33 protein-coding genes are annotated in these 25,136 nt (G+C 35.8%); 20 read left to right on the plus strand and 13 right to left on the minus strand.

Going from position 1 to position 25,136, the window contains the following annotated elements:
• Positions 1 to 11 precede the first annotated feature (11 nt).
• A complete protein-coding gene (locus AC0IXC_RS10530; RefSeq protein WP_002138323.1) occupies positions 12 to 806 on the minus strand; it encodes a YqhG family protein in 795 nt (264 codons plus the stop codon).
• A complete protein-coding gene (locus tag AC0IXC_RS10535) occupies positions 793 to 2,475 on the minus strand; it encodes a DEAD/DEAH box helicase (protein WP_471652877.1) in 1,683 nt (560 codons plus the stop codon). Before AC0IXC_RS10535 ends, AC0IXC_RS10530 begins: the two co-directional genes overlap by 14 nt.
• Positions 2,476 to 2,866: 391 nt before the next feature.
• Between AC0IXC_RS10535 and gcvT the strand changes: the two genes are divergently transcribed.
• The 11 genes from gcvT (at position 2,867) to AC0IXC_RS10590 (ending at position 11,279) form a co-directional block, all read left to right on the plus strand.
• A complete protein-coding gene (gene gcvT, locus AC0IXC_RS10540) occupies positions 2,867 to 3,967 on the plus strand; it encodes a glycine cleavage system aminomethyltransferase GcvT (RefSeq protein ID WP_002034013.1) in 1,101 nt (366 codons plus the stop codon).
• Between the two features lie 20 nt (positions 3,968 to 3,987).
• The gene (gcvPA, locus tag AC0IXC_RS10545) at positions 3,988 to 5,331 is read left to right on the plus strand and encodes an aminomethyl-transferring glycine dehydrogenase subunit 1 (protein ID WP_002034012.1); all 1,344 of its coding nucleotides are present in this window, start codon (positions 3,988 to 3,990) and stop codon (positions 5,329 to 5,331) included.
• Positions 5,328 to 6,803, plus strand: coding sequence for an aminomethyl-transferring glycine dehydrogenase subunit 2 (gene gcvPB / locus AC0IXC_RS10550; RefSeq protein WP_002122485.1), 1,476 nt, complete (start codon positions 5,328 to 5,330; stop codon positions 6,801 to 6,803). Before gcvPA ends, gcvPB begins: the two co-directional genes overlap by 4 nt.
• A gap of 284 nt (positions 6,804 to 7,087) precedes the next feature.
• Positions 7,088 to 7,291: a DUF3929 family protein gene (locus AC0IXC_RS10555; RefSeq protein ID WP_000262495.1), complete on the plus strand. Its 204-nt coding sequence runs from the start codon at positions 7,088 to 7,090 to the stop codon at positions 7,289 to 7,291.
• Between the two features lie 70 nt (positions 7,292 to 7,361).
• Entirely contained in the window at positions 7,362 to 7,553 is a 192-nt protein-coding gene (locus AC0IXC_RS10560) for a hypothetical protein (protein ID WP_002088608.1), read from the plus strand.
• Between the two features lie 116 nt (positions 7,554 to 7,669).
• On the plus strand, positions 7,670 to 8,044 hold the full coding sequence (locus tag AC0IXC_RS10565) for a GntR family transcriptional regulator (RefSeq protein ID WP_002015024.1): 375 nt from the start codon (positions 7,670 to 7,672) through the stop codon (positions 8,042 to 8,044).
• Between the two features lie 3 nt (positions 8,045 to 8,047).
• Positions 8,048 to 8,920 carry an ABC transporter ATP-binding protein gene (locus AC0IXC_RS10570; protein ID WP_215590178.1) on the plus strand — a complete coding sequence of 291 codons (873 nt, stop codon included), beginning with the start codon at positions 8,048 to 8,050 and terminating at the stop codon, positions 8,918 to 8,920.
• Positions 8,901 to 9,569 carry an ABC-2 transporter permease gene (locus tag AC0IXC_RS10575; RefSeq protein ID WP_002143120.1) on the plus strand — a complete coding sequence of 223 codons (669 nt, stop codon included), beginning with the start codon at positions 8,901 to 8,903 and terminating at the stop codon, positions 9,567 to 9,569. The genes AC0IXC_RS10570 and AC0IXC_RS10575 overlap by 20 nt, the downstream gene beginning before the upstream one ends.
• A 14-nt stretch (positions 9,570 to 9,583) precedes the next feature.
• Positions 9,584 to 10,216, plus strand: a complete 633-nt coding sequence (locus AC0IXC_RS10580) for an ABC-2 transporter permease (RefSeq protein WP_002034007.1) — start codon at positions 9,584 to 9,586, stop codon at positions 10,214 to 10,216.
• Positions 10,217 to 10,249: 33 nt separating this feature from the next.
• Entirely contained in the window at positions 10,250 to 10,846 is a 597-nt protein-coding gene (locus AC0IXC_RS10585; protein ID WP_002034005.1) for an ABC-2 transporter permease, read from the plus strand.
• 247 nt (positions 10,847 to 11,093) lie between these two features.
• On the plus strand, positions 11,094 to 11,279 hold the full coding sequence (locus tag AC0IXC_RS10590; RefSeq protein WP_033709420.1) for a hypothetical protein: 186 nt from the start codon (positions 11,094 to 11,096) through the stop codon (positions 11,277 to 11,279).
• Positions 11,280 to 11,344: 65 nt separating this feature from the next.
• Here the strand turns inward: AC0IXC_RS10590 and AC0IXC_RS10595 are convergent, their stop codons facing one another.
• The 5 genes from AC0IXC_RS10595 to AC0IXC_RS10615 all read right to left on the minus strand — a co-directional run bounded on the left by AC0IXC_RS10595 (position 11,345) and on the right by AC0IXC_RS10615 (position 13,995).
• Complete coding sequence (locus AC0IXC_RS10595; protein ID WP_002034004.1) at positions 11,345 to 11,602, minus strand: DUF3975 family protein; 258 nt, start codon at positions 11,600 to 11,602, stop codon at positions 11,345 to 11,347.
• A gap of 15 nt (positions 11,603 to 11,617) precedes the next feature.
• Positions 11,618 to 11,932, minus strand: a complete 315-nt coding sequence (locus tag AC0IXC_RS10600; RefSeq protein WP_002015033.1) for a DMT family transporter — start codon at positions 11,930 to 11,932, stop codon at positions 11,618 to 11,620.
• A gap of 1 nt (position 11,933) precedes the next feature.
• The gene (locus AC0IXC_RS10605) at positions 11,934 to 12,266 is read right to left on the minus strand and encodes a DMT family transporter (protein WP_000312339.1); all 333 of its coding nucleotides are present in this window, start codon (positions 12,264 to 12,266) and stop codon (positions 11,934 to 11,936) included.
• A 71-nt stretch (positions 12,267 to 12,337) separates the two neighbouring features.
• Positions 12,338 to 12,919, minus strand: coding sequence for a TetR/AcrR family transcriptional regulator (locus tag AC0IXC_RS10610; protein WP_002034003.1), 582 nt, complete (start codon positions 12,917 to 12,919; stop codon positions 12,338 to 12,340).
• A gap of 98 nt (positions 12,920 to 13,017) precedes the next feature.
• The gene (locus AC0IXC_RS10615; RefSeq protein ID WP_002034002.1) at positions 13,018 to 13,995 is read right to left on the minus strand and encodes a LacI family DNA-binding transcriptional regulator; all 978 of its coding nucleotides are present in this window, start codon (positions 13,993 to 13,995) and stop codon (positions 13,018 to 13,020) included.
• A 317-nt stretch (positions 13,996 to 14,312) separates the two neighbouring features.
• On the opposite strand from AC0IXC_RS10615, the gene AC0IXC_RS10620 reads away from it, so the two are divergent.
• The gene (locus tag AC0IXC_RS10620) at positions 14,313 to 14,849 is read left to right on the plus strand and encodes a hypothetical protein (protein WP_016100627.1); all 537 of its coding nucleotides are present in this window, start codon (positions 14,313 to 14,315) and stop codon (positions 14,847 to 14,849) included.
• Between the two features lie 35 nt (positions 14,850 to 14,884).
• Here the strand turns inward: AC0IXC_RS10620 and AC0IXC_RS10625 are convergent, their stop codons facing one another.
• Complete coding sequence (locus AC0IXC_RS10625; protein ID WP_002034000.1) at positions 14,885 to 15,268, minus strand: rhodanese-like domain-containing protein; 384 nt, start codon at positions 15,266 to 15,268, stop codon at positions 14,885 to 14,887.
• A gap of 169 nt (positions 15,269 to 15,437) precedes the next feature.
• Between AC0IXC_RS10625 and AC0IXC_RS10630 the strand changes: the two genes are divergently transcribed.
• Complete coding sequence (locus AC0IXC_RS10630; protein ID WP_002033999.1) at positions 15,438 to 16,274, plus strand: lipoate--protein ligase family protein; 837 nt, start codon at positions 15,438 to 15,440, stop codon at positions 16,272 to 16,274.
• A 28-nt stretch (positions 16,275 to 16,302) separates the two neighbouring features.
• Here AC0IXC_RS10630 and AC0IXC_RS10635 read toward each other — a convergent pair whose 3' ends face one another.
• The 3 genes from AC0IXC_RS10635 to AC0IXC_RS10645 form a co-directional block, all read right to left on the minus strand.
• Complete coding sequence (locus AC0IXC_RS10635; protein WP_061689629.1) at positions 16,303 to 17,142, minus strand: hypothetical protein; 840 nt, start codon at positions 17,140 to 17,142, stop codon at positions 16,303 to 16,305.
• Positions 17,143 to 17,342: 200 nt separating this feature from the next.
• Positions 17,343 to 18,014 carry a DUF1129 family protein gene (locus AC0IXC_RS10640; protein WP_471652878.1) on the minus strand — a complete coding sequence of 224 codons (672 nt, stop codon included), beginning with the start codon at positions 18,012 to 18,014 and terminating at the stop codon, positions 17,343 to 17,345.
• A gap of 5 nt (positions 18,015 to 18,019) precedes the next feature.
• Positions 18,020 to 18,337, minus strand: coding sequence for a PadR family transcriptional regulator (locus AC0IXC_RS10645; protein WP_000556081.1), 318 nt, complete (start codon positions 18,335 to 18,337; stop codon positions 18,020 to 18,022).
• Between the two features lie 156 nt (positions 18,338 to 18,493).
• Here AC0IXC_RS10645 and splB point away from each other — a divergent pair, with 156 nt between their 5' ends.
• From splB to AC0IXC_RS10660, 3 genes are all read left to right on the plus strand, one after another.
• Positions 18,494 to 19,519 carry a spore photoproduct lyase gene (gene splB / locus AC0IXC_RS10650; protein WP_002015042.1) on the plus strand — a complete coding sequence of 342 codons (1,026 nt, stop codon included), beginning with the start codon at positions 18,494 to 18,496 and terminating at the stop codon, positions 19,517 to 19,519.
• A 133-nt stretch (positions 19,520 to 19,652) separates the two neighbouring features.
• Entirely contained in the window at positions 19,653 to 20,081 is a 429-nt protein-coding gene (gene mntR, locus AC0IXC_RS10655; RefSeq protein WP_002143106.1) for a transcriptional regulator MntR, read from the plus strand.
• A gap of 53 nt (positions 20,082 to 20,134) precedes the next feature.
• Positions 20,135 to 20,782, plus strand: a complete 648-nt coding sequence (locus tag AC0IXC_RS10660) for an HAD family hydrolase (RefSeq protein WP_061674774.1) — start codon at positions 20,135 to 20,137, stop codon at positions 20,780 to 20,782.
• 80 nt (positions 20,783 to 20,862) lie between these two features.
• Here AC0IXC_RS10660 and AC0IXC_RS10665 read toward each other — a convergent pair whose 3' ends face one another.
• Both AC0IXC_RS10665 and AC0IXC_RS10670 read right to left on the minus strand, forming a co-directional pair.
• Positions 20,863 to 21,264 (minus strand): SA1362 family protein, encoded by a 402-nt coding sequence (locus AC0IXC_RS10665; RefSeq protein ID WP_002015046.1) that lies wholly within the window; start codon positions 21,262 to 21,264, stop codon positions 20,863 to 20,865.
• Between the two features lie 79 nt (positions 21,265 to 21,343).
• Positions 21,344 to 22,264, minus strand: coding sequence for a DUF1385 domain-containing protein (locus AC0IXC_RS10670; protein ID WP_002015047.1), 921 nt, complete (start codon positions 22,262 to 22,264; stop codon positions 21,344 to 21,346).
• Positions 22,265 to 22,508: 244 nt separating this feature from the next.
• On the opposite strand from AC0IXC_RS10670, the gene AC0IXC_RS10675 reads away from it, so the two are divergent.
• Genes AC0IXC_RS10675 through efp form a run of 4 tightly spaced genes read left to right on the plus strand, consistent with a single transcriptional unit; the run spans position 22,509 to position 25,135 of the window.
• A complete protein-coding gene (locus tag AC0IXC_RS10675) occupies positions 22,509 to 22,994 on the plus strand; it encodes a YqhR family membrane protein (protein WP_002015048.1) in 486 nt (161 codons plus the stop codon).
• A gap of 55 nt (positions 22,995 to 23,049) precedes the next feature.
• The gene (gene aroQ / locus AC0IXC_RS10680; RefSeq protein WP_002015049.1) at positions 23,050 to 23,490 is read left to right on the plus strand and encodes a type II 3-dehydroquinate dehydratase; all 441 of its coding nucleotides are present in this window, start codon (positions 23,050 to 23,052) and stop codon (positions 23,488 to 23,490) included.
• A 4-nt stretch (positions 23,491 to 23,494) separates the two neighbouring features.
• Positions 23,495 to 24,556 carry a Xaa-Pro dipeptidase gene (gene pepQ, locus AC0IXC_RS10685; RefSeq protein WP_002033991.1) on the plus strand — a complete coding sequence of 354 codons (1,062 nt, stop codon included), beginning with the start codon at positions 23,495 to 23,497 and terminating at the stop codon, positions 24,554 to 24,556.
• Between the two features lie 21 nt (positions 24,557 to 24,577).
• Positions 24,578 to 25,135, plus strand: coding sequence for an elongation factor P (efp, locus tag AC0IXC_RS10690; protein WP_002033989.1), 558 nt, complete (start codon positions 24,578 to 24,580; stop codon positions 25,133 to 25,135).
• The last annotated feature ends 1 nt before the right edge of the window (position 25,136 follow it).

Consider the following 25,136-nt stretch of genomic DNA (forward strand, 5'->3'; position numbering starts at 1 on the left):
AGGAGCTTTCTTTAAGATAGAAAATGATTTGCGGTAACATAAAAGAGACCACCGTTTATAATTTGTATTGTAATGCGTGGTTCGTATTGTTCTTGTAATGCTTGCTTTTCAATTTCATAGCTTTCTGGAAGTTCATCGCTATCTTCGTAAAATCGATTTAAAAGGTCTAAATCGTGATTCCAACGCACTCTCGCTTCTTTTGCCCACGTATGGTCATCTTCTGCGATTATATTTTTTAAAGCATCCTCTATACGTTGTAAGCCACTTTGTGGCTTAATGATAGGTGAGAGGGTAAAACAAAAGTCAGGTATTTTCGGTGTGAGTTTGATCTCTGCTAAAGTGTCATGAAAGTTTGCAATCATTGTCCCGGAAATAAGATGAATACCGATGGAATGAAGTATGTCTTTTTTTCGGTCGCATTGATAAGATACTTTTATATTTACACCAAGCCAAGGATGAAGGGGGGTATGAGTTGCACCGCTATGTTTCACTTCCTCATATAAACGTATGTATGAACCTAGTTCTTTTGTTGTTTCAAATATTTGATGCAAACGGGGTGAACCGTAATGAATAAGTTCACCGTCGTTTTCTTCGTTTTCTGGATTTGTAATAAGAGTAAGGCGCATCGGGTTCGGAACGCCTCCTGTTTTTTCAAGATAGTGCCAATAGAAAGGGCGGTTCATTAATAATTTATCCATTTCAATTGTTAACTGCACGTCTAATAGGTGAGGGGAACGTTCTAAAATTTCGCAGTTATTCGCCTCAAAAAAATTATATAAGTAATTATGAATTTCATTTTGCTGCATAGTCCTGCACCTCTGCTTCATTGCGCTTCGCAAAATCGATAATAGATGTTAAATTTTCCATCTTGATTCGAATTTCACCTTCGCTTTTTGACTGCGCGAAAATTTCTTGAATATGCGCATCAATATTTTTCATGTTGATTCTCGTTAAAATTTCATCGAGTTCACCGATTACACGTTCAAATAAATTAATTTTTTCATATAGTAGTTTTAAAATGTGCTCTTCAACAGTGTGCTTTGTTGCTAAGTTATAAATGTGAACATCATTTTTTTGTCCAAGACGGTGAATACGTCCAATCCTTTGCTCGAGTCGCATTGGATTCCACGGTAAGTCGTAATTAATCATATGGCTACAAAATTGTAAGTTAATTCCTTCACCACCAGCTTCGGTCGCAATTAATACTTGGGCATGATTTTGGAAAAGCTCCTTCATCCAATCTTTCTTCCCGCGCTTAAATCCACCGCGAAATGGAACAGAGGAAATGCCATGTTGTTGTAAGAACCATTGTAAATACATTTGTGAAGCTCTATATTCAGTGAAGATAATGACTTTATCGTCAACTTCTTTTATAAGCTCTAGTGCTTTATTTGCTTTGGAGTTGAACGGAATATGATTAATTTTGTCCATCAGCACATCAATATGTGGGTCCTTTATGTAGTGCTCATTTTCTTTCTGTCTTTTTTCTACATGTTTTTTTAATGAATAGTAAACAGCTTCACGACTACTACATGCTTCCCGTTTTAAAGTTAAGGATGAGAAAGCAGATGTGACGGCATCTTGTCCACGCCAATTTTCAATTTCATTATACAAAGCTTGTTCTTCTTCATTGAATTCAACGAAGATTGTTCGTACATGCCTCTTCGGCCAATCAATGCCAGTGTTATTGCGTCTATTTCGAACCATTACTTTATTGATAAGAGCTTTTAAATCTTCATCGGATTCAGTGGAACGATTTTTGGAAGCGTAATATTCTTCAAAATTAGATTGATTGCCTAAATGACCTGGTTTTAATAAAGAAACGAGGTTGAAGATTTCATCGATTTTATTTTGAACAGGAGTTGCAGTTAGTAATAAACAAAACTTCTTTTTTAATCGCTGTGCAAATTCATAGTTTTTTGTTTTATTATTTTTTAGTTTATGTGCTTCATCGATAATAATAAGGTCATACTCTAGGTTTAAAACGATATCGCGATGCGGTGAACGTTTCGCAGTATCGATTGATGAAACGATGACATCAGCTTGTTCCCAAGAATAACTTTTCTTTTGAGCGACCGCAGGAATAAAAAATTTTGTGTTTAGTTCATACGCCCACTGAGATACGAGAGAAGCTGGAACGAGAATGAGTACCTTTTTTACAAGTCCTCGAACCATATATTCTTTTAAAATAAGTCCAGCTTCAATCGTTTTTCCAAGTCCGACTTCGTCTGCTAGAATCGCTTTACCATTCATTTTTTCAATGACATTTTGAGCGACCTCTAATTGATGTGGAAGCGGCGTGAAATGTGATAAATGTTTCGGTGCTTGCAATCCATCAAAAGTAGGGACGAGTAACGATTTCTCTGTTTTATAAGCTAAATGATATAAATCCCAATTTGTCCAAGGACCATCTTCATCAATTCTTTTTAAAAAATTGTTTTGCCACGTTCGATCTACGGAAATATCGACATTCATTAAGACTCTCCCACCTTTTATAAACTAAAGTGATTATTTAAAAAATCTTTATTATAAGCCTCGTAATAAGGCGCTATCACAATTACTAAAAGTTAAAGAATAGGCAATGATAAAGGGCTAAATTTCAAAATTTGTATTTAATAAGATTAAGAATGAAAAATTCTAAATTATTTTTTATGCTAGAATATTGATGAAATATAGCGAATAATGTTAGGATAATGGTGTGAAATGTGTGGAATCTTTCGTATTTTATCCAAGAAAGTAACTTTTTATTTACGCTTTCATAAAAAAATATACTGAGATTCCGTATAACCTTATCTTTTCAGAATGAAAATGTTTAGATATGGGAAGCAACTTTTATTGATTTGTCAGAGCATAAGGGGGAAAGAGCATGATTACATTACAACGTACACCGTTATTTGATGTATACGCGAAGTATGGTGGGAAAACAGTCGACTTCGGTGGTTGGGAATTACCAGTTCAATTTTCAAGCATTAAAGAGGAACATGAAGCTGTACGTACAGGAGCAGGTTTGTTCGATGTATCTCATATGGGAGAAGTAGAGGTAAAAGGTGTAGATAGTTTAGCATTTTTACAACGTGTTGTTACAAATGACGTATCTACCTTAAAGGTAGGGGGCGCACAATATACAGCTATGTGCTATGAAAATGGTGGCACAGTAGATGATTTATTAATCTACAAACGTGGTGAAGAAGACTATTTATTAGTAATCAATGCATCAAATATCGAGAAAGATTACGAATGGTTAGCTAGCCATGTAATTGGCGATGCGAAAGTAGTCAATGTTTCTAGTGAAGTTGCGCAGCTTGCAATTCAAGGACCAAAAGCAGAAGGCATTTTACAAAAAGTTGTGTCAGAAGATTTAAAAGAAATTAAGTTCTTTAAATTTAAAAATAATATTCTTGTAGATGGAATTCCTGCACTTGTATCTCGTACAGGTTACACAGGTGAAGATGGATTCGAAATTTACTGTAAGAGTGAAGATGCAGCAAAACTTTGGGAGAAACTTCTTGAAGTGGGAGCAGAAGAGGGCTTAAAACCATGTGGCTTAGGTGCTCGTGATACACTTCGCTTCGAAGCAACACTTCCGTTATACGGACAAGAGTTATCAAAAGATATTACACCGATTGAAGCGGGAATTGGCTTTGCGGTAAAACCAAATAAAGAAGCAGATTTCTTTGGAAAAGAAACGTTAAAAGAGCAAAAAGAAAACGGTGCATCTCGTAAATTAGTCGGCATCGAAGTAATCGAACGCGGTATTCCTCGTACGCATTACCCTGTATTTATAGGAGAAGAAAAAATCGGGGAAGTAACGAGTGGTACACAATCTCCAACGTTAAAGAAAAGCATTGGTTTAGCACTAATTGATGTAAAATACGCAGCAGTTGATACAGAAGTAGAAATTGAAATTCGTAATAAACGCGTCAAAGCAGTAGTTGTTCCAACACCATTTTATAAACGTTCAAAGTAACGGGGAGAGGGGTAGATTTCATGTTGCATCGTTATCTTCCAATGACAGAAGAAGACAAAAAAGAAATGTTACAAACAATCGGCGTTCAAACGATTGATGAGTTATTCTCTGATATTCCAGAGAGTGTTCGTTTTAAAGGGGATTTAAAAATTAAAGAAGCAAAATCAGAGCCAGAGCTTTTAAAAGAGCTATCTCAAATGGCTAGCAAAAATGCGAACTTAAAAGAATATGCTTCTTTCTTAGGAGCAGGTGTATACGATCATTACGCTCCAGTAATTGTTGATCATGTTATTTCTCGTTCAGAGTTTTATACAGCTTACACACCATACCAACCAGAAATTTCACAAGGGGAATTACAAGCAATTTTTGAATTCCAAACAATGATTTGTGAATTAACAGGAATGGATGTAGCAAACTCTTCTATGTATGACGGAGGTACAGCTTTAGCTGAAGCGGCAATGCTAGCAGCTGGTCATACTCGTAAAAAGAAAATTCTTGTATCTAAGGCAGTTCATCCAGAATCAAGAGCAGTACTTGAAACATATGCAAAAGGTCAAAATCTTGAAGTTGTTGAAATTGATCATAAAAACGGTGTAACAGATTTAGAAGTATTACAAAGTGAAGTAGATGATACAGTTGCTTGTGTAATCGTTCAATATCCAAACTTCTTCGGACAAGTGGAAAAGTTAGCTGATATCGAAAAAATCGTTCATCAACAAAAATCATTATTTATCGTTTCTTCAAATCCATTATCATTAGGCGCATTAACACCGCCAGGAAAATTCGGTGCTGATGTTGTAATCGGTGATGCACAACCATTCGGTATCCCAACGCAGTTTGGTGGACCGCACTGTGGTTACTTTGCAACAACGAAAGCATTTATGCGTAAAATTCCAGGACGTCTTGTCGGACAAACTGTAGATTCAGATGGTAAACGTGGATTTGTATTAACGTTACAAGCACGTGAACAGCATATTCGTCGTGATAAAGCGACGTCTAACATTTGTTCAAACCAAGCGTTAAATGCATTAGCAGCTTCTGTTGCAATGACGGCACTTGGCAAACAAGGTGTAAAAGAAATGGCACGTCAAAACATTTCTAAAGCACAATATGCGAAACGTCAATTTGAAGCGAAAGGTTTCACAGTAACGTTCGCTGGACCATTCTTTAATGAATTTGTTGTAGATTGTAAACGTCCAGTTAAAGAAATAAATGATGTATTAATACAAAAGAATATTATCGGTGGTTACGACCTAGGCCGTGATTATAAAGAGCATGAAGACCATATGCTTGTAGCGGTAACAGAGCTTCGTACAAAAGAGGAAATTGACACACTTGTAAACGAAATGGGGGCTATCCAATGAAGAACCAAGACCAAGCACTTATTTTTGAAGTGACTAAAGAAGGACGCGTAGGATATAGCTTACCCAAATTAGATGTAGAAGAAGTAAAATTAGAAGATGTGTTTGAGAGTGATTATATTCGAGTAGAAGATGCAGAGCTTCCAGAAGTATCTGAACTTGATATTATGCGCCATTACACAGCGCTTTCAAACCGTAACCACGGTGTGGATTCTGGATTCTATCCACTTGGGTCTTGTACGATGAAATATAATCCGAAAATTAATGAAAACGTAGCTCGTTTCGCAGGCTTTGCAAATATTCATCCACTTCAAGATGAAAAAACAGTGCAAGGTGCAATGGAATTAATGTATGACTTACAAGAACATTTAATTGAAATTACAGGTATGGATACTGTTACGTTACAACCAGCAGCTGGTGCACACGGAGAATGGACAGGATTAATGTTGATTCGTGCATATCATGAAGCGAACGGTGACTTTAACCGTACGAAAGTAATTGTTCCTGACTCTGCTCACGGAACAAACCCGGCGTCTGCAACAGTAGCTGGTTTTGAAACAATTACGGTGAAATCAAATGAACATGGTCTTGTTGACTTAGATGATTTAAAACGTGTTGTAAACGAAGAAACAGCAGCACTTATGTTAACAAATCCAAATACATTAGGCCTATTCGAAGAAAATATTTTAGAAATGGCAGAAATCGTCCATAACGCAGGCGGTAAATTATACTATGATGGTGCAAACTTAAATGCGGTATTAAGCCAAGCACGCCCAGGAGATATGGGATTTGACGTTGTGCATTTAAACCTTCATAAAACATTTACAGGTCCGCATGGCGGCGGTGGTCCAGGTTCTGGTCCAGTAGGTGTGAAAGCTGATTTAATTCCGTACTTACCAAAGCCGATTTTAGAGAAAACGGAAAATGGCTATCACTTTAACTATGATCGTCCAGAAGCAATTGGGCGTGTGAAACCATTCTATGGTAACTTCGGAATTAACGTTCGTGCATACACATATATTCGTTCTATGGGCCCAGATGGCTTGCGTGCAGTAACTGAGTATGCTGTATTAAATGCGAACTATATGATGAGAAGATTAGCACCATTCTATGATCTTCCGTTCGATAGACATTGCAAGCATGAATTCGTATTGTCAGGTCGTCGTCAAAAGAAACTTGGTGTACGTACATTAGATATTGCAAAACGTCTGCTTGATTTCGGTTACCATCCACCAACAATTTACTTCCCATTAAATGTGGAAGAATGTATTATGATTGAGCCAACAGAAACAGAATCAAAAGAAACATTAGATGGTTTCATTGATAAGATGATTCAAATTGCTAAAGAGGTAGAAGAAAATCCAGAAGTTGTACAAGAAGCACCACATACAACAGTAATAAAACGTTTAGATGAAACATTGGCTGCTCGTAAACCAGTTTTACGTTATGAAAAGCTAGCACCTGTACAAGTGTGATTGGAAAAAAAAGAACTCGCTACATGCGGGTTCTTTTTTTTGCAAAATTGGTGTGGCTAGAATGAAAAAAATGTTAAAAATTTATATTTTTTGTTTCATATTGCTGTAAAGATGCGGTTTTATAGGTGATTTTGTTGAAAAAGTCGGTTTGATAAAAGTATTTATTTTTGTTAGAATTTTATTGAAATTAAGAAGATGTGATGAGGTAGAAATTACTCATTTTTATGTATATGTGAAAAAACGAGCAAGACGGGGGTGGAAGCGTGGGATATCGATGTTATAGAATGGTATACCATTTAGAAAATGGAGAAACAATTAAAGATGTAAAAGAATTTTGTTACCGAGACCAAGGGAAAGTGTTAGAAAGAGTAGCGCACCGTGTAATGGATAATAGAGAAGTGACAGCGATTGATAAACAAGGAACAATCATTTCAATAGCGTGTGAGGACATTGTAAAGGTAGAACTTGATTACATAACAGAAAGTTAACCTTGAGTCATATCGAATTATTCGATACAATATACTGTTGAATGGTGAAGAGAGAAGAGAGGAGTTTATCATGGGTAATACACGACACTTTTATATGTTTATTTTAGCGTTTGTTCTTGTTGTGGCGTTAACGATTTATTTAATTGTTGATAGCAGCTGGTACAATACAGTTCATCCAGCATTCCTTCTTTTTATGTATGTAGGAATTGCGGTTGTTAGTTTCGGAATGAGAGACGAAATGTTAGATCGCTTTGAAAAGTGATACATATACGAAAGACCAACAGGAAAATGTTGGTCTTTTTTTCTTGCCAAAAATAGGATGTTGTGTATATACTGTGTATATAAGGTATATACAGTATATACACACTGGAGGAAAACATGAATATTATTATTTCGAATTCTTCCCAAGACCCTATTTATGTGCAAATAAGAAAACAATTAAGCCAGCTTATTTTAAATGGTGGTTTAAAGGGTGGAGACCAATTACCGTCTATTCGTAGCTTAGCGAAGGAATTACAAATTAGTGTAATTACAACGAAGCGTGCGTACGAGGAGCTTGAAAAAGAAGGATATATAGAAACTGTTGCTGGGAAAGGGACTTATGTTTCACGTAAAAATAATGAACTACTAAAAGAACAAAGGCTTCGTTTATTGGAAAGTAAAGTGGAAGAGGTTGTAAATGAAAGTAAAGCGTTGCAGCTTTCACTTGAAGATTTACAGCAGATGATTGCGTGTTTATATGAGGGGGAATAAGGGATGTTAGAGCTAAAAAACGTTTGTAAAAGTTATCAAGATTTCTCAGTGAAAAATGTAAGTTTTACATTACCACGAGGATATATTATGGGATTTGTTGGACCGAATGGAGCTGGGAAAAGTACGACGATCAAAATGATTATGAATTTAATTAGAAAAGATAGCGGCGATATAAAAGTTTTTGGCAAGGACAATAAGAAAGCCGAAAAGGAAATAAAACAAAATATCGGTTTTGTATATGATGAAAATCATTATTACGAAGATTTAACGTGTGAACAAATGAAGCGTATTATTGCACCATTATATAAAAAGTGGGACGAAGAGCAATACAAATCGTATATGCACAGATTACAAGTTCCGAAGTATAAAAAAATTAAAGAACTCTCAAAAGGGATGAAAATGAAATTTGCGATTGCCATTGCACTTTCACATCACGCGGAGTTTATCATTATGGATGAACCGACAGCAGGATTAGATCCAGTTGTTCGAAGTGAATTACTTGATATTTTGCAAGAAATTGTAATGGAAGATGAAGTATCCGTATTATTCTCAACGCACATTACAACAGACTTAGAGCGCATCGCAGATTATATTACGTTCATTAACGATGGAGAAATTATATTTACTGGTGAGAAAGATGAATTAATGGAGAATTACGTAATCGTAAAGGGGAGCAATGATTTATTGGATCGAGAAGGAAAAGAGTTATTCGTTGGCTTACGCAAAAATAAATTCGGATTTGAAGGACTCGCAAAGGAAAAACAAGCAATTATAGATTGGTTTGGAAATGAGGTTGTACTAGAAAAACCTACATTAGATGATATCATCGTTTACACTGCGAAAGGGAGAGGTGCCTATGCGTCAGCTCATATATAAAGATTTGTTCTTTTTTAGGGTAACGTGGTTAGTGAATCTAATTGTGCCTCTTGTATTATTTATGTTAGATCCAAGTGGTGAATTGTTATTTTCGATGAGTTGTCTATTTATAACTCTTTCTTCCGTTATGACGTTAACTTTTATGGATGAAAGGAATAACAGTGACATTATTATAAATAGTTTACCGGTAAGCCGAAAGGATATCATAATTGCTAGATATGTTTCCAGTGCAATATTTATTGTTGGTGGCATACTCTCTACGATGTTAGTTGTTTTTCTTGTAAGAGGCATTGTGGTCATTGGTGATATCGGTACCTATCATCCGAATCTATACATTGAAATTCCATGGTATGAAGTAATAAATGGAGCTGTTTACGCCGTATTTTTTGTTGTAACATTCTTTCCTAGTTATTATGTTACAAGGTCAAAGATAGCACGAAGTATAGTGTCAGGAGCATCAATGGTAGTTGGTGGAATTGCTTGGATATTCATAGGAGATGGATTGGATGAAACAACACCTTCATTCATTGAGTGGATTATGAATCCAGTGCATATTGGTGTATTTATAGTTGGAGGAATTATATTAGCTAGTGTCTATATCGCTTCTATGTTTCTTACAATTAAAATTTATGAAACGCGTGATTTATAGAGAGGGGAATTCATATGCAACAGTTGATTTTGAAGGAGTTTTTCTTACAGAAGAAGATGTTTCCTTTCTATTTTTTAATACCTATTTTATCTGTTTTTAGAAATTCCGTAGAACCGATGGGGATTGCAATAGGATTATTTATAACATGTAGTACGATTATATATATTTCTTTTTATTATGACGAGAAAAGTAAAATAGAAAAAGTATTAGTGAGTTTGCCGATAATGAGAAAAGAGATAGTTATAGCTAAATATATTTCAAGCACATTATTTATTATAGTCGGTTTGAGCATAACTTCTATAGTCGTAATATTAGGAAATATTTTGTTGAACAGAGATATAGTTATTCCTGGATATGCAATATTTTCAGCAATAGTAGCAACTTTGATTTATTGTGTAGTAACGATACCTACTAATTACATTGGAGGATATAAAGCTATTACTGTCTTGAATGTGATTATGATTTTTCCTTTAATGGGTATGATTGGCCTTATGTGCAATATTTTTGGTGATGAAATAATTATGTTAAAAGTACTCCACTCTCAAGAGGCTACACTAGCAATGAGTGTTCTTGGTATCGGAGTGTTAGTAAGTATAGTCATATCAATGTTTCTCTCAATGAAAATGTTTCAGGAGGCAGAGTTATAGAAGAGGCTCTTTTCATACTAGGAGGTGTAAAACATGATCAAGCAATTAATTTTAAAAGATTTCATCATTCAATGGAAATTTTTAATTTGGTACATATTGTATCCTGTTTTCTTTTATATGGCTTTAACAGATACGGAAAATCTGTTCATAATTATGTCAGTAATTATTACAATTGGGGCAACAGTAAAAACATTTGAAGCAGATAGTAAAAATGAGAGTGAAGTTATAGTGAGTAGTTTGCCAATATTCAGAAAACAAATTGTGTATGCGAAATATATAGTAGCAATTATTATTCTCTTTATAAGCGTAACGGTCGGTTGTTTCACGATGGGAATGAAGAATGGGGTTAACCTATTTGAATTTATTGAAACGACAATGGTTGCTAGTATTAGCTTTATTTTAGTGTATTTAAGCTTTGTTTTACCGATATCGTTTTGGCTAGGGTATAAAAAAACTATTTTTATTACGATAGTAATAGTCATGGCGCCGATTGTTATTTTAGAAACTTTGTTTCAAATCAACCTGGAACAAATTCAACTATACAACAGCGTGTTATTCGTTAGTTCAATTTGCATGTTCATAGTATCTATCTTCGTTTCAGTGAAATTGTATGAGAAGAGAGAATTTTAAAAGGTGCCTCGTAAAAGGCACCTTCTTCAATAACGGCAATACGAGAGCAAAAGTTTATAAACAGAAAGGCTATTAGGCACATCTTTCGGAGTATGTAATATAAAGCTGAAAACGATAACGAAAATGAGAAAGAGGAAAAATAAAAATAGGATCTGCTTATGTATAGAATTTTGCATATAACCCACTCCTTTTTTAGGTAGTATGTCCAAAAGAAAGAAGGATATGAAAAATTTTAGGAGGGAGAATGATGAACAAAAGAAAGTGGTTATATAGAATTGGGGTATTTTTATTTTCAATTGGTCTCATAATAGCAAATTTTTACTCGGATATACCACCGCCATTTCCTAATTTGCATAAAGGGATTGGTATAAGTATTGTCATAGCTGGTCTGCTTTGTCTGATCGCATCAAATTTCTATAGAAAATCAGAATGAATATAAAGTGAAACTTTAATCAGTGGGGGTCTTACTGCCCGTTAATGCGGGATAAAAAAGGACAGTTACTTCTTTTCAGAAGAACTGTCCTTTTTAAATAACTTGTTCCATAGCTTGGCGATACTCCATATAATCACGATTGTAATGGAGGCAATAATTGACCAAGCGATAGATGCAATTTCAAGTGCCATGTTAGGAAGGAATGTAAGAATGGATAATACTTTATGAAACAGCCATTCTATTATATGAAAACTTATTTGTAATAGAATGACGATCCCGAGTGTAATCCATGCTAACATTTGTTTTCCTTTTTCTTTCCACATGACATTCACCTCACGTTAGCCTAATAATTTTAAGCCAACAGCGCCGCACAGAATGCAGCTTAAGAAGGCAAGGCGACGCCAATCCGCTGACTCGCGGAAAATAAGAATACCGAGAAGTGCACTTCCGGCAGTTCCGATTCCAGTCCAAATTGCGTAAGCAGTTCCCATCGGTAATGTATTCATTGCAAGAGATAAGAAGAAGAAACTTACGCCAAAGTTAGCGATTAAAATAACTTTTGGTGCCCAGCCTTTCTTTTCAGTGGCTACTTTCATAAAGAGTACACCAACAATTTCACAAATACCAGCTAGAATTAAAAATACCCAAGCCATTTTATGCGGCCTCCTTCGCTTCTTTTTCTTCTGTTACTCGTTTTAAACCGATTACTCCGAAGAAGATTAAACCGATTAATAATACTTTTACGATAGAGAAAGGTTCTCCGAAGATGAAAATCTCTGTAAGAACGATTCCACCAGCTCCAATTCCTGTAAAGACTGCGTATACAGTGCCGACAGGTAAATCTTTATATGCTCTAAATAATAAGACGAAACTAATTGTAATTAATAGAGCAACACCAGCCCATTCAAGTGGTGCCTCCGCTTTTTTAAGTCCAATAACCCAAAAGATTTCAATAATACCAGCTATGATTACATAAATCCATGCCATATGTCATTTCTCCTTCCTACCAGTCGTTAGGTAAAGGGCTTAAAAACGACGCATTGCAAAGGAGCAATCCGTCAGTTTGAAAGTCCGCGCCAAAATACTTTCCAAGAAGCTTCTAAACGTGTCTCAAAACGATTTAAACCTGCGTATAGTAGTTCAACCATAAGGCCGTCAAGTAAGCATAAAAAAGCCTCCAAAGCATCTTTTACTTCAATGTTATGCAGTTCATCTTGTTCGCTTGCTCTTTTAAACACAGGGAATAAAAGTTTTCCGACATTTTCAATGTGTACATTCGCTTTATCAATAATTTGTTCGCGAAATGCATCCGGCGGAAAATAAGAAGTTCGTAACCAAAACATTGATTCTTCACTTTCACCAAATCGTTTTGCATAACCTTTTAACAGATTTACTAGCAATTCTTCAGTAGACGATTTTGAAAAATTTTCGATATCGTCAGTGAAGCTTTGTAAATCTTTTTGAAGAGCGGATTCTAAGCATGTAAAATATAGCTCTTCTTTTCCTTTAAAGTGTGCGTAAATCGATGGTTTTTTAATCCCAACTTCTTGAGCAATATTTGCTAATGAAGTTCCTTCGTAGCCGTAGCGCGCGAAATGAGAAAGTGCTACAGCTTTAATGCGGTTTGCTGTCATTTTCATCCCCTACCTACCGTTCGTTAGGTTCATTATATGAGATAAAAAATATAAAGTCAATAGGTGAAGAACTGAAAAAAGAGTGCTATGGTTGGCACTCTTTTCTAGACTGTTTTTCGCTCAATTAAATGGAATGAAAGTTCTTCTGAGTTTCCAATAATGTGTTCGTTTTGTATCTGTTTATGAAATAAAGAAAAAGCACGTGATCCCATTGTGAGCCCGGGATGCTCAATAGTTGTAATTTCTAATGCTTTTGAAATTTCATGGTTATCAAATCCCAGGATAGCGAGGTCTTCAGGTATGCGAATGCCATGTTTTTTTGCCTCTGTTAATAAACCAGCAGCTACTTGATCGTTCGCTGTGAAAATAGCGGTTGGACGATTTTTCATGTTTAAAATACGATGAAGTATTTTTGCCCCGTCCTGCATCGTATAACATTGATGGAAAATCCAATCAGGGTGTACTGTTTTTCCTTCGTGACGGAGAGTGTCGGCGAAAGCTTTTTCACGCTCGATTGAATTAACACTTGTTTTTCTTGCTAAACAAATGCCGATTTTTTCATGACCTTTACTGAGTAAATAGGAAGTACCAAGGCGGAATCCTTCGTAATGATCTACATAGACAGATGAAATGAGGGGATGGTTCATTTTTTCACATGAAATAATAGGGGCAAATTTTGCGAACGGTTCAATTTGTTCCCATGAACTCGTGCGAGAGCAAATAATCATCCCGTCAAATTGTTTCATTTTCATCATTTCAAGAACGCGAATTTCTTCAATACTATCGTAATTCGTTTGGCATAAATTAATATGATATCCAGCTGCTAACGCTTCGTTTCCGATTCCTTCAATGATCGTGCTAAAGTACGGAAGATTAATAAAAGGTAGCATAACGCCAATTGTATATGTTTTACCCTTTATTAAATGGATAGCATTTATATTTTTTGCATAGTTCAATTCTTCAACTGCATCTAAAACACGCTTACGTTTTTCCTCTTTTACGTAAGGATGATTATTAAGGACACGAGAAACAGTTGATATAGATACACCAGCAGTTTTTGCAATTTGTTTTATATTGGCCATATGTATCACCTCTTTCCTTAATTATAAGGGGAAAATAATAAGAATGAAAAAAATCTTGACCTGAAAAGCTTTTCACAATCTATGTTATAAGCATGACTTCTGTTGTTCGCGTAACCTTTTTATTTGGGCGTAAGAATAGTGGGGTCTTTTTTGTATGTCTGCAAATAATTTTTGTCAGAATGTGTGAGAATAACGTGGAAAGTTTTCGGAGGAGGCGTTTGATAACGAAGCGAATAGTAGAGAGTATAAACGCTTCACTCGTTAAGAGAGCGGTATGAAAGGGCGGAAACAAATTGAAAAAAGGAATCATTTGTTTCGTGTTTTCTAGTGTAATACTTAGCTCATGTTCATTTCAGCAAACGATGCAAGAAGAAAAAACATTTGTAGGAACAACAGGAGGGGCTAAGGACCGTGTTACTGATCCGATTCCGCTAAAGGAACTTCCAAAATATTTTCCGGCAAAGTTTAAAGTTCCAACGTTTTTACCTTATGACATTACGAGTGATGTGCAGGGAGAGGTAAGAACGATGGGAAAGAAGAATGCTGTCTTAACGATTAAATATAAGCAACAAGAGAAAGGAAGGCACGATTATATAGAATTAACAGTGGCCAACTTTTCTTACAGTTTTCCATACCTCGTAGAAGAGAATCGATTTCAAGAACAAATGAAATTGAATAATGGAGCACCTGCTTATTTTAAAAATAAGGATGATTACGAGCGAGGGGACGAATTTGCTACGCTTATATGGAAAGAGAAGGGGATTGAATATCAGCTATTATATCGTAATGTAGATGAGAAAGATGAAGATGTGATTAAACAAAATCTACTGTACATTGCGAACAATATGGAATAAAAAACTAGCTGTATCGTGCAGCTAGTTTTTGTATGTTATTTCTTTTTAATTTTGCCTGACCAAGATTTAAATCCACCTTTTAATTGGTAGAAATCTGTGTAGCCTTGTTTTTTTAAGTATTGAGCTGCACGACCTGTACGGAATCCGCTTTGGCAATATAAATAAACCGGTTGATCTTGGCGAAGTTCTTTGTGGCGAAGGCGAATTTGTGATAATGGAATGTTACGCGCACCTAAAATATGTCCCGCGTTAAATTCATCTGCTTCGCGAATATCGATAAGCTGTGCTTTACGGTAGCCAGCGCGAAATTCTTCTTCTGAAAGTGTTTTAATTAATTTTTTCTGATAGAAATACATCCATACAGTGTAGCCGATGAATGCTGCAATTGCGGCTAGTATAATAATCAAGTTTGTTGACACGATTCTATCGCTCCTTTTTTCTTATCCTACTTTCAATATTATAATGCCCGTATGTATTTATGCAACAGATTCATTTGTATATAAGAAGAAATTTCGTATTCTTTCACAAATTTTGTCGAATTTGGTAGACTAGAGAATGTGAAAAATAATTGGTTATATGAGGTGCAGGATGGGAAAAGAAAAATGGTGTTATATTAACTCTGGTCAATGTTCACCAGCATTTAATATGGCGTTAGATGAATGTTTATTAAATTGGCAAAGTGAAAAGAAAATGCCACCAACAATTCGTTTTTATGAATGGGAAGTACCAACATTAACAGTCGGGTATTTCCAGCGTGTTGAAAAAGATATAAATATGGATGTAGTTAACGAAAAAAAATATGGATTCGTTCGTCGTCAAACAGGCGGCAGGGGTGTACTACATGACAAAGAATTAACGTACAGTGTTATTGTGTCTGAAGATCATCCGAATATGCCAAAAACAGTTACAGAAGCATACCGAATTATTTCGCAAGGCTTATTGGACGGTTTTAAGGCATTAGGATTAGAAGCGTATTATGCAGTTCCGAAAACAGAAGCGGATCGTGAGAATTTAAAAAATCCGCGTTCAGGAGTATGTTTTGATGCGCCATCTTGGTATGAGATTGTAGTTGAAGGAAGAAAAATCGCGGGTAGTGCCCAAACACGTCAAAAAGGTGTTATCTTACAACACGGTTCTATTCCGTTAGAAATAGATTTAGATGAGTTATACGACCTATTTTTATTCCCAAATGAGCGAGTAAAAGAGCGTATGAAAAACATGTTTTCTTCTAAAGCGGTAGCGATTAATGAATTAACAGACCGCACATTTACGATTGAGCAGTTAATTAAAGCGTTTGAAACTGGATTTGAAAAAGGTTTAGATATAGAGCTTGTGCCGTATGAACTAACAGAAGAACAGCTTCATGAAGTTCAAACTTTAGCAAAAGAGAAGTATGAAAGTAATGAATGGAATTATAAAAAATAAGGAGATGGCGACCGCCATCTCCTTATTTTTATAGTAAATTAAGTACTTTTTCTACTTTGATTCCTTTATCTTGTAAAGAACGAAGGCGATTTACAACGTCCATAATTTCTTTGTCGAATGTAACGCTAATACCTTGGCTTTGTAGCTCTTTTTTTAATCCTTCAATAGAATCATCTATGTCGATGCCAAGCTCGTAATCTTGACAAACTTCAATTGTCTTTTTCACAAGTTTAACATAATTTTCTTGTAGTTTTGTATTTGTTTCAGTCAAAGCAGGTTGCTTCGGTTTTATAGGAGTAACCGGTGCTGTCTCTTGCTTTGTAACTGGAGTAGGTACTGCTTTTTTCACAGGTGCTGGAGTAGATAGTTCTATAGCTGCTTCAACACTTACTGACTTCGGTGTTGGTACCGGAGTAGGTTTAGATGCAGCAGGTGTTTCTACTCGCGTAATAGGCTTTGGAGCAGGTGTAACTGCTTTTGGAGCTTCTACAACTACTTCTTTTTTCGGAGTAGCTTCTACAACTGTTTCTTCTTGCTCAGCAGCTTCTTTATTTTCTTTGCTCCACATAACGCGTTCAACTTCTAGAGAAACATTATTTTTGTTCATCGCTGTTAATGTAACTTTACCAACCTCAGCGTTCCCAGTGAAATCAACAATTTTATAAATAACACTCTTGTTCCAATCCACGTTTCCGCTCAAAAATAATTCTTCGTTACATTTCGGCGTTAAGCCCTCGATTTTAATTTCTGCGTTTACACCGTTTTCACTATATACCATAATTAGCGAAGCATTTACATCTTCGTCTGCTAACATTAGTTCACGTACCATTTTGCCGGTGCGTACTTGCGTTTTCTTCTTAACTGACATCAAATTTCTCCTCTCAAAAATTCAGTAATAATAAAAAAATCGTATAACGAAAAATAATTGCTCACGAAGATTTATGATACCGATAATAAAAGCATCACGTCAACAATTAACTTTAATTATTTTGCATTTTTCTTATTTTCTTTATGAAATTTTTCAATTTGTAAAATTATACAGAAGAAAAACAGCCGTTTGAAGGGCTGTTAAAAATTTGATTTTTTGTATAGTAATTTATATAAAATATAAAATAGAATAGCGATTAAAGTGTTTTGCCAAAAGGTTAGATGATAAATGAGATAAGGTTGTTTTTTAAAATAGACATTTAAAAATACAGCTGAACAAAATGGAGTAGCAAATGCAAATCCAAATAGAATCCTTCTTTTCCAATTCATCTTTTGATCAAAGGAATAGCGCTTTAATAAATATAAAATGAAAAGTATGCCTAGTATAATAAGTGAAACGAACAAAGTGGTTCCAGGGATGCTAAAAGCTGGGCTTAATTGTTCGATATTCTTCCCGAAGATTAAAATGAAAGTCGAAACAAGTGCATCTATTCCAAACTGTATAGCAAGAAGTAAGCTAATAACAAAACCGATTAAAGAAGTTTGTTCTAGCTTTGTTTGAGTTGGTAAAGCTGATATAAGTTCATCGCAGTAAGATCGTAAATCATTTCCGAAAATATCATAAGCATTTTTATTTTCTGCTTGTGCTTCGATGAGATGATCTAATATTTCTAATAAAAGTTCTTCTAATTTTTGTTCGGGTACGTTAGATAATCGGAGATATACTAGCATATCACCGTAAGCAGCTTCGTTTTCAGGTGTTAGAAGTTCGCGTTTTTTATTGTTCAATTCAACCATGTCTTTCGCCTTCATCCCTATCACTCCCCTTGTAATAAGTTGTTTACCGTCGTTGAAACCATTCCCCAACTTTTTTTAAATTCTTCAAGTTGTTCTAATCCCTTATCAGTTACGTGATAATATTTTCGCTTCGGTCCCAGAGAGGAAGCCTTTAATGTACCTTCAATAAGTTTCTCTTTTTGCATGCGTAACAATAAAGGATAGATGCTTCCTTCACTTACGAATGTAAAGCCGTGTTTATTTAATTTTGTACTTAGTTCATATCCGTACACTTCTTCTTGTGAAATGATATATAGAATGCAACCTTCTAGTACACCTTTTAACATTTGGCTGTGCATGATTTCACCACCTTTTATCCAGGTAACTTGCCTTGCAAGGTAGCTGTTATCCAAATTATAACAGTCAGTAACTTGCAACGCAAGTTACTGAAGTGGAAAACTTTAATCTGTGTTAATTTTCATGTGCTTCCCATACTAATGAGAGGAGGGAAGTACATGAAACCATTTATGCCAAAACTCGTTTACTTTGAACCGAGGGCACTCGAATATCCGCTTGGAAAAGAGCTTTATGAGAAGTTTACGAAGATGGGATTAGAAATCCGTGAAACGACATCACACAATCAAATTAGAAATTTTCCAGGGGAAAATGAATTGCAAAAGTATCGTAATGCAAAAGCAACACTTGTCGTTGGGGTGAGGAAGACGTTAAAGTTCGATACATCAAAACCTTCAGCTGAATATGCAATTCCGCTTGCAACAGGGTGTATGGGACATTGTCATTATTGTTATTTGCAAACGACACTTGGGAGTAAACCTTACGTAAGGGTGTATGTGAATCTAGATGAAATCTTTGAGAAGGCAAAGCAATATATGGATGAAAGGGCCCCTGAAATAACAAGATTTGAAGCGGCGTGTACATCAGACATCGTTGGAATTGATCATTTGACACATGCATTAAAACGGGCGATAGAGTTTATCGGAGAAAGTGAACATGGACGTTTGCGTTTCGTTACGAAATATTCGCATGTTGATCATTTATTAGATGCAAAGCATAATGGGAAAACGCGTTTTCGATTTAGTATTAATTCACGTTATGTTATTAAAAATTTTGAACCAGGGACATCGCCATTTGAAGAGCGAATTGAGGCTGCTCGTAAAGTAGCGGGGGCTAATTATCCTCTTGGCTTTATTGTTGCGCCAATTTATATGCATGAAGGGTGGGAAGAAGGGTACCGTGAATTGTTTGAACGATTGTACAATGCGTTAAAAGACATGACGATACCAAATTTAACGTTCGAATTAATTCAACATCGTTTTACGAAACCAGCCAAAAAAGTCATTCAAGAACGTTATCCGAATACGAAACTTGAAATGGATGAAGAGAAGCGGAAATATAAATGGGGACGATACGGTATTGGGAAATATGTATATCAAAAGGATGATGTGGAAGTATTAGAAGAAACAATACGAGGTTATATATATGAGTATTTTCCCGATGCAGAAATTCAATATTTTACATAAGGGGAATCTGGATTCTTTTTTTGTTTTATATATTTAGGCTCGTTTCCACCTTGTCACGTTATTCTTTCTGGTGTATCATTTTATTGATTGCTTCGTACGGAATAAGCAAAATGAAATTGGATGGAGGAAACCGATGCCTACCCCTAGTATGGAAGATTATATTGAACAAATTTATTTGTTGATTGATGAAAAGGGTTATGCCCGTGTATCTGATATTGCTGAAGCGCTTAGTGTACATCCATCCTCTGTAACAAAAATGGTACAAAAATTAGACAAAGACGAATATCTAATTTATGAAAAATATAGAGGGCTTGTATTAACATCAAAAGGTAAAAAAATCGGAGAACGTCTCGTATATCGTCATGAATTGTTAGAACAGTTTATGCGCATTATCGGTGTGGATGAAAGCAAAATTTATAATGATGTAGAAGGAATTGAACATCATTTAAGTTGGGAATCAATTGACCGTATCGGTGATTTAGTACAATACTTTGAACAAGATGAAGTTCGAGTAAAAACACTTCGTGGTGTTCAAAAAGCAAATGAAGAGAAAAGTAATTAAGGGGAACGTGTGGCGTTTCCTTTTTTATTTCAATCGAAAAGGACGGGAGAATAATGAAAGCAATTATTTTTGATTTTGATGGATTAATTGTGGACACAGAAACAATATGGTTTCACTCTTTCAGAGATGCTGTTCGTGAATACGGCGGTGAGTTACCTTTAGAGGAATTTGCAAAATGTATTGGAACGACAGATGAAGTGCTTTATGCATATTTAAAAGAGCAATTAAAAGAAAAATTTAACGAGCATGCATTAAAGGGAAAAGTAACAACTTTACATAAAGAGAAAATGAAAATACCAAAAGCGCGTGACGGGGTAAAAGAATATTTAGAAGAAGCGAAAGAACTTGGATTGAAAATCGCATTAGCCTCTAGTTCATCTAGGGAGTGGGTCGTTCGTTTTTTAGAAGAGCTACAAATTAGAGATTATTTTGAAGTGATTAAAACCCGAGAAGATGTAGAGAAGGTAAAACCAGATCCAGCTCTTTATAAAGTTACGATAGAAGAATTAGAAATTGAACCATCAGAAGCTGTTGTATTTGAAGATTCATTGAATGGATTGAAAGCAGCGGTGGCAGCAGGATTAAAGTGTGTCGTCGTACCTAATGATGTGACAAGAAATTTGCAATTTGAAAACCATCACCTTCGTATCGAAAGTATGAAAGAGAAAAGTTTGAAAGAAGTGCTTCAACATATAAAGTGAAACTTTAATCAGTAGGGTTTTTCGCATCTTCCACTGATTATTAGCCCCGCACCAACCGGGATAAAAAAAGACCGTATTTCCTAAAAGGAAGCACGGTCTTTCTTTTTGTTTTTTTTACCTTCAATGACAGTTAAATGAGATTGTTTTCTTTTTCTTTTCAACGATGGAGAATTACCCTTTTTCCCCTTGTCATCAGAAGCATTTCGTTTCAAGAAAGAATTGCTTAGGGGTGCTACATTTTGTTTCCCGTGTTTGCGGTTCGATTGTTTCGCTGCACGCTTATATGAGCTTTGCGAATTTGCAGAACCACTAGAGTTTGTAAACATTTTGTAGAGTAAGTAAAAGATACCGACGACAGCTAACATGATACCAATGTTTTTCAATACTTCCATTGGATTTGTAATAACAGATGAAACAAGGCCGAATATTGCCAATCCGATAATAAGCACAAATATAGCGAATGTAAACGAACGACCGTTCATAAGGGACACCTCCTAAAAACATATATTAAAATTAGTATATTAACGATGAGGAAAGGAGTTGAACACCATTTTTAAATAATTATTGTTTGTTTTCTAAACGTAATAATTCTTCAAACGATGCGATTGCAACTTCCGCTTGATCATCTGTTGGTTCTTTCGTTGTTAATAGTTGCAGCCATAATCCTGGATATCCAAGTACTCGTAAAACAGGGACATCTCGTAATCGATTGGTAAATTGTAATACTTCAAAAGAAATACCGAGAACAACTGGAATTAATAAAATTCGGTTTACTACCCTTGCCCAAAGCGGATCTGTAGGGACGAGGAAATAGACAAACATTCCAATAATGACTGTAAATATAATAAAGCTACTCCCACAGCGATAATGGAGGCGAGTTTGCTTTTGAACATTTTCTACAGTCAGTGGAAGATTATTCTCATAAGCATTGATTACTTTATGTTCCGCACCGTGGTACTGAAATACCCGCTTAATAAGTGGGGTTAAAGAAATGAAGTATATATAGCTCAATAATAGCATGAGCTTAATGACACTTTCGACAATGATTTGCCCTGTATGAGATGGGAAAATCGGTCTCGTTAATTCAGCTAAAAGTGCAGGAACTGCTGTGAAAATTACTTTACCAAATATGAACGATAAAACGCCAACTGCTGCAACTCCTAATACCATCGTTAATTTTGATTGTTCTTCTTTTTTATTTGCAAGTTGTTCATCTTCTTCTGGGTGGACATCAAATCGTTCTGAAGCAAAGTTTAAATGTTTCGCTCCATTCGCACTTGCATCCACAATAGCGGCAATACCTCGTAAAAATGGAATTTTCTTTAGTAGAGATAATGCTTTATTACGAACGCGTGGTAAACGATAAAATTCAATCGATTTATCTTTACGACGAACCGCTGTAACAGTATATTCTCTACCGCCAAACATAACTCCTTCTATGACTGCCTGCCCGCCATATATTTGTTTTGACTCTTCTGCCATGTTAACACCAACCTGTATTTGTTTCTCTCTTATGTAGAAAAAGAGGCAATTGTCATACTTGGTTTTGTCATCTTGAAATAAGACAATCACCGAGTTTCCTTTATTTTATCGACAAATACAGGCAGATGACAAGGGAAAATGTTACGAGAGTCGGACATTTCTTATTCTTTTTATAGACAAATTTTGCAGGATTTAAACATGCCTCAAAATAGTTTCGGGCATACTAGTGAGCGGAGGTGTCAATGTGAATCAAGAACAATCAACAATAAGAAACTTTGTACAAATTGGTTTATTTGGTGGCTTATTTTGGGGAGGTATATGGTATTTCCTTCATATATTCTCATTTACAGAAGCTGGACCTAACTATTTACTTTTACCGTTTGCATTTGGAGATTGGAAAGAAGGGGTTTGGGGAAATGTACTAGGTATCGTTTGTATGGGACTTCTTTCAATTTTAGTGGCATTTCTCTATAAAGCCCTTTTTAAAAAGTTTGAAGGAGTATTCCCTGGCGTACTATACGGTTTGTTTTGGTGGGCATTATTATTTTTGGGGATGGGGCTAATGGCACCTGTTATTAAAAGTGCACTCCATTTACCGAAAGAAACAATTGTAACGACAATATGTATCTTTATATTATATGGTGTTTTTATTTCGTATTCTGTAGCATTCGAATCGAATAATACAAATAGAGGAGAAGGGGTCGAGAAGACAAACTATTCAAATAAGTGATTCCTATGTTAAAATGTCGTATAGACATTTTTTAATATTAAGGAGTTTTAAGAAAATGAAAAAGTTACTCCTCGTAAATGGTCCTAACCTAAATCGCCTTGGCGTTAGGGAAGTAAATGTATACGGAAAAGGAACGTTAGCGACGCTTGAAACAGATATGAAACACGAAGCAGAGAAAATGGGAGTGGAGTTAGAATGTTTCCAATCGAATCATGAAGGTGCTATTATCGATCGTCTTCATGAGGCTGAAGATATATATGAAGGGATCATTTTAAATCCTGGAGCATTTACGCATTATAGCTATGCGATTCGAGATGCAATTGCGAGCATTTCGATTCCTGTTATTGAAGTACATATTTCTAACATTCACCAGCGTGAATCGTTCCGTCACGAATCTGTGACGGCGGCTGTTTGTGCGGGACAAATTGTTGGATTTGGTTTTTATGGCTATAAGTTAGCGTTATTTGCATTAATGGAGAAATTGAGGGAGGCATAAAGTAATGGAAAAGATCGAGAGATTAAGAAGTGCGTTTGATGAGGCTGGTATTGACGGTATCGTATTAACGAATGAACATAGCCGTAGATATATGGCGAATTTCACAGGAACAGCTGGTGTTGTACTAATCTCAAAAGAGCGTGCTCTATTTATTACAGATTTCCGTTATGTAGAGCAAGCTAGTAAGCAAGCGGTTGGATACGAAATAGTGCAGCATCCAGGATTAATTCTTGATGAAGTTGCGAAACAAGTTAAAGAACTTGGAATTCAAAAGCTAGGATTTGAGCAAGATACTCTTACATATAGCTCTTACGTAACGCATAATGAAGCGATCGAAGCTGAATTCATCCCAACTTCTGGGCTTGTAGAAAAGTTACGCTTGATAAAGACTGATTCAGAGATTAAGATATTAAAGGAAGCTGCACAGATTGCAGATGCTGCCTTTGAGCATATTCTATCATTCATTCGCCCGGGAGTATCTGAAATTGAAGTGTCAAATGAACTTGAATTTTTCATGAGAAAACAAGGAGCAACATCTTCTTCGTTTGATATTATCGTTGCTTCAGGTCTTCGGTCGGCATTACCGCACGGCGTGGCATCTGAAAAAGTGATAGAAAAAGGAGATTTCGTTACATTAGACTTCGGCGCTTATTACAAAGGATATTGCTCTGATATTACTCGTACGATTGCAGTCGGTGAACCATCTGATAAATTAAAAGAAATTTATAATATCGTTTTAGAAGCACAACTACGTGGTGTGAACGGTATTAAAGCTGGTTTAACGGGTCGTGAGGCTGATGCATTAACGCGTGATTACATAACGGAAAAAGGATATGGTGAATACTTCGGACACTCTACTGGTCATGGAATCGGTCTTGAAATCCATGAAGCACCAGGTTTAGCGTTCCGTTCTGATACAGTACTTGAACCAGGTATGGCTGTAACAGTAGAACCAGGTATTTATATTCCAGGTGTTGGCGGGGTACGTATTGAAGATGATATCATTGTAACAAGTGAAGGCAATGAAGTAATAACGAAATCACCAAAAGAACTTATTATTTTGTAATACACAGGAGGATTTTTTTACATGATTTCAGTAAACGATTTTCGTACAGGTTTAACAATTTCAGTGGACAATGCCCTTTGGCAAGTAATGGATTTCCAACACGTAAAGCCAGGTAAAGGTGCTGCATTCGTTCGCTCTAAACTACGTAACCTTCGCACAGGATCTGTTCAAGAGAAAACATTCCGTGCAGGTGAAAAAGTAGAAAAAGCACACATCGAAAACCGTCGTATGCAATACTTATACGCGAGCGGTGAGTCTCACGTATTTATGGATAACGAAACTTATGAGCAAATCGAACTTGGCGAAAACCAAATCGAGCGCGAATTAAAATTCTTAAAAGAAAACATGGGAGTATCTATTATGACATACCAAGATGAAGTACTTGGTGTTGAGCTTCCGAACACAGTTGAATTAACAGTGTCAGAAACAGAACCTGGTATTAAAGGTGACACAGCTTCTAACGTAACAAAACCAGCTAAATTAGAAACTGGTCTTGTTGTACAAGTACCAATCTTCATTAACGAAGGCGAAATGCTTATCATCAACACTGGTGAAGGTAAATACGTTTCTCGTGCATAGT

Source organism: Bacillus sp. AC266 (assembly GCF_979253805.1).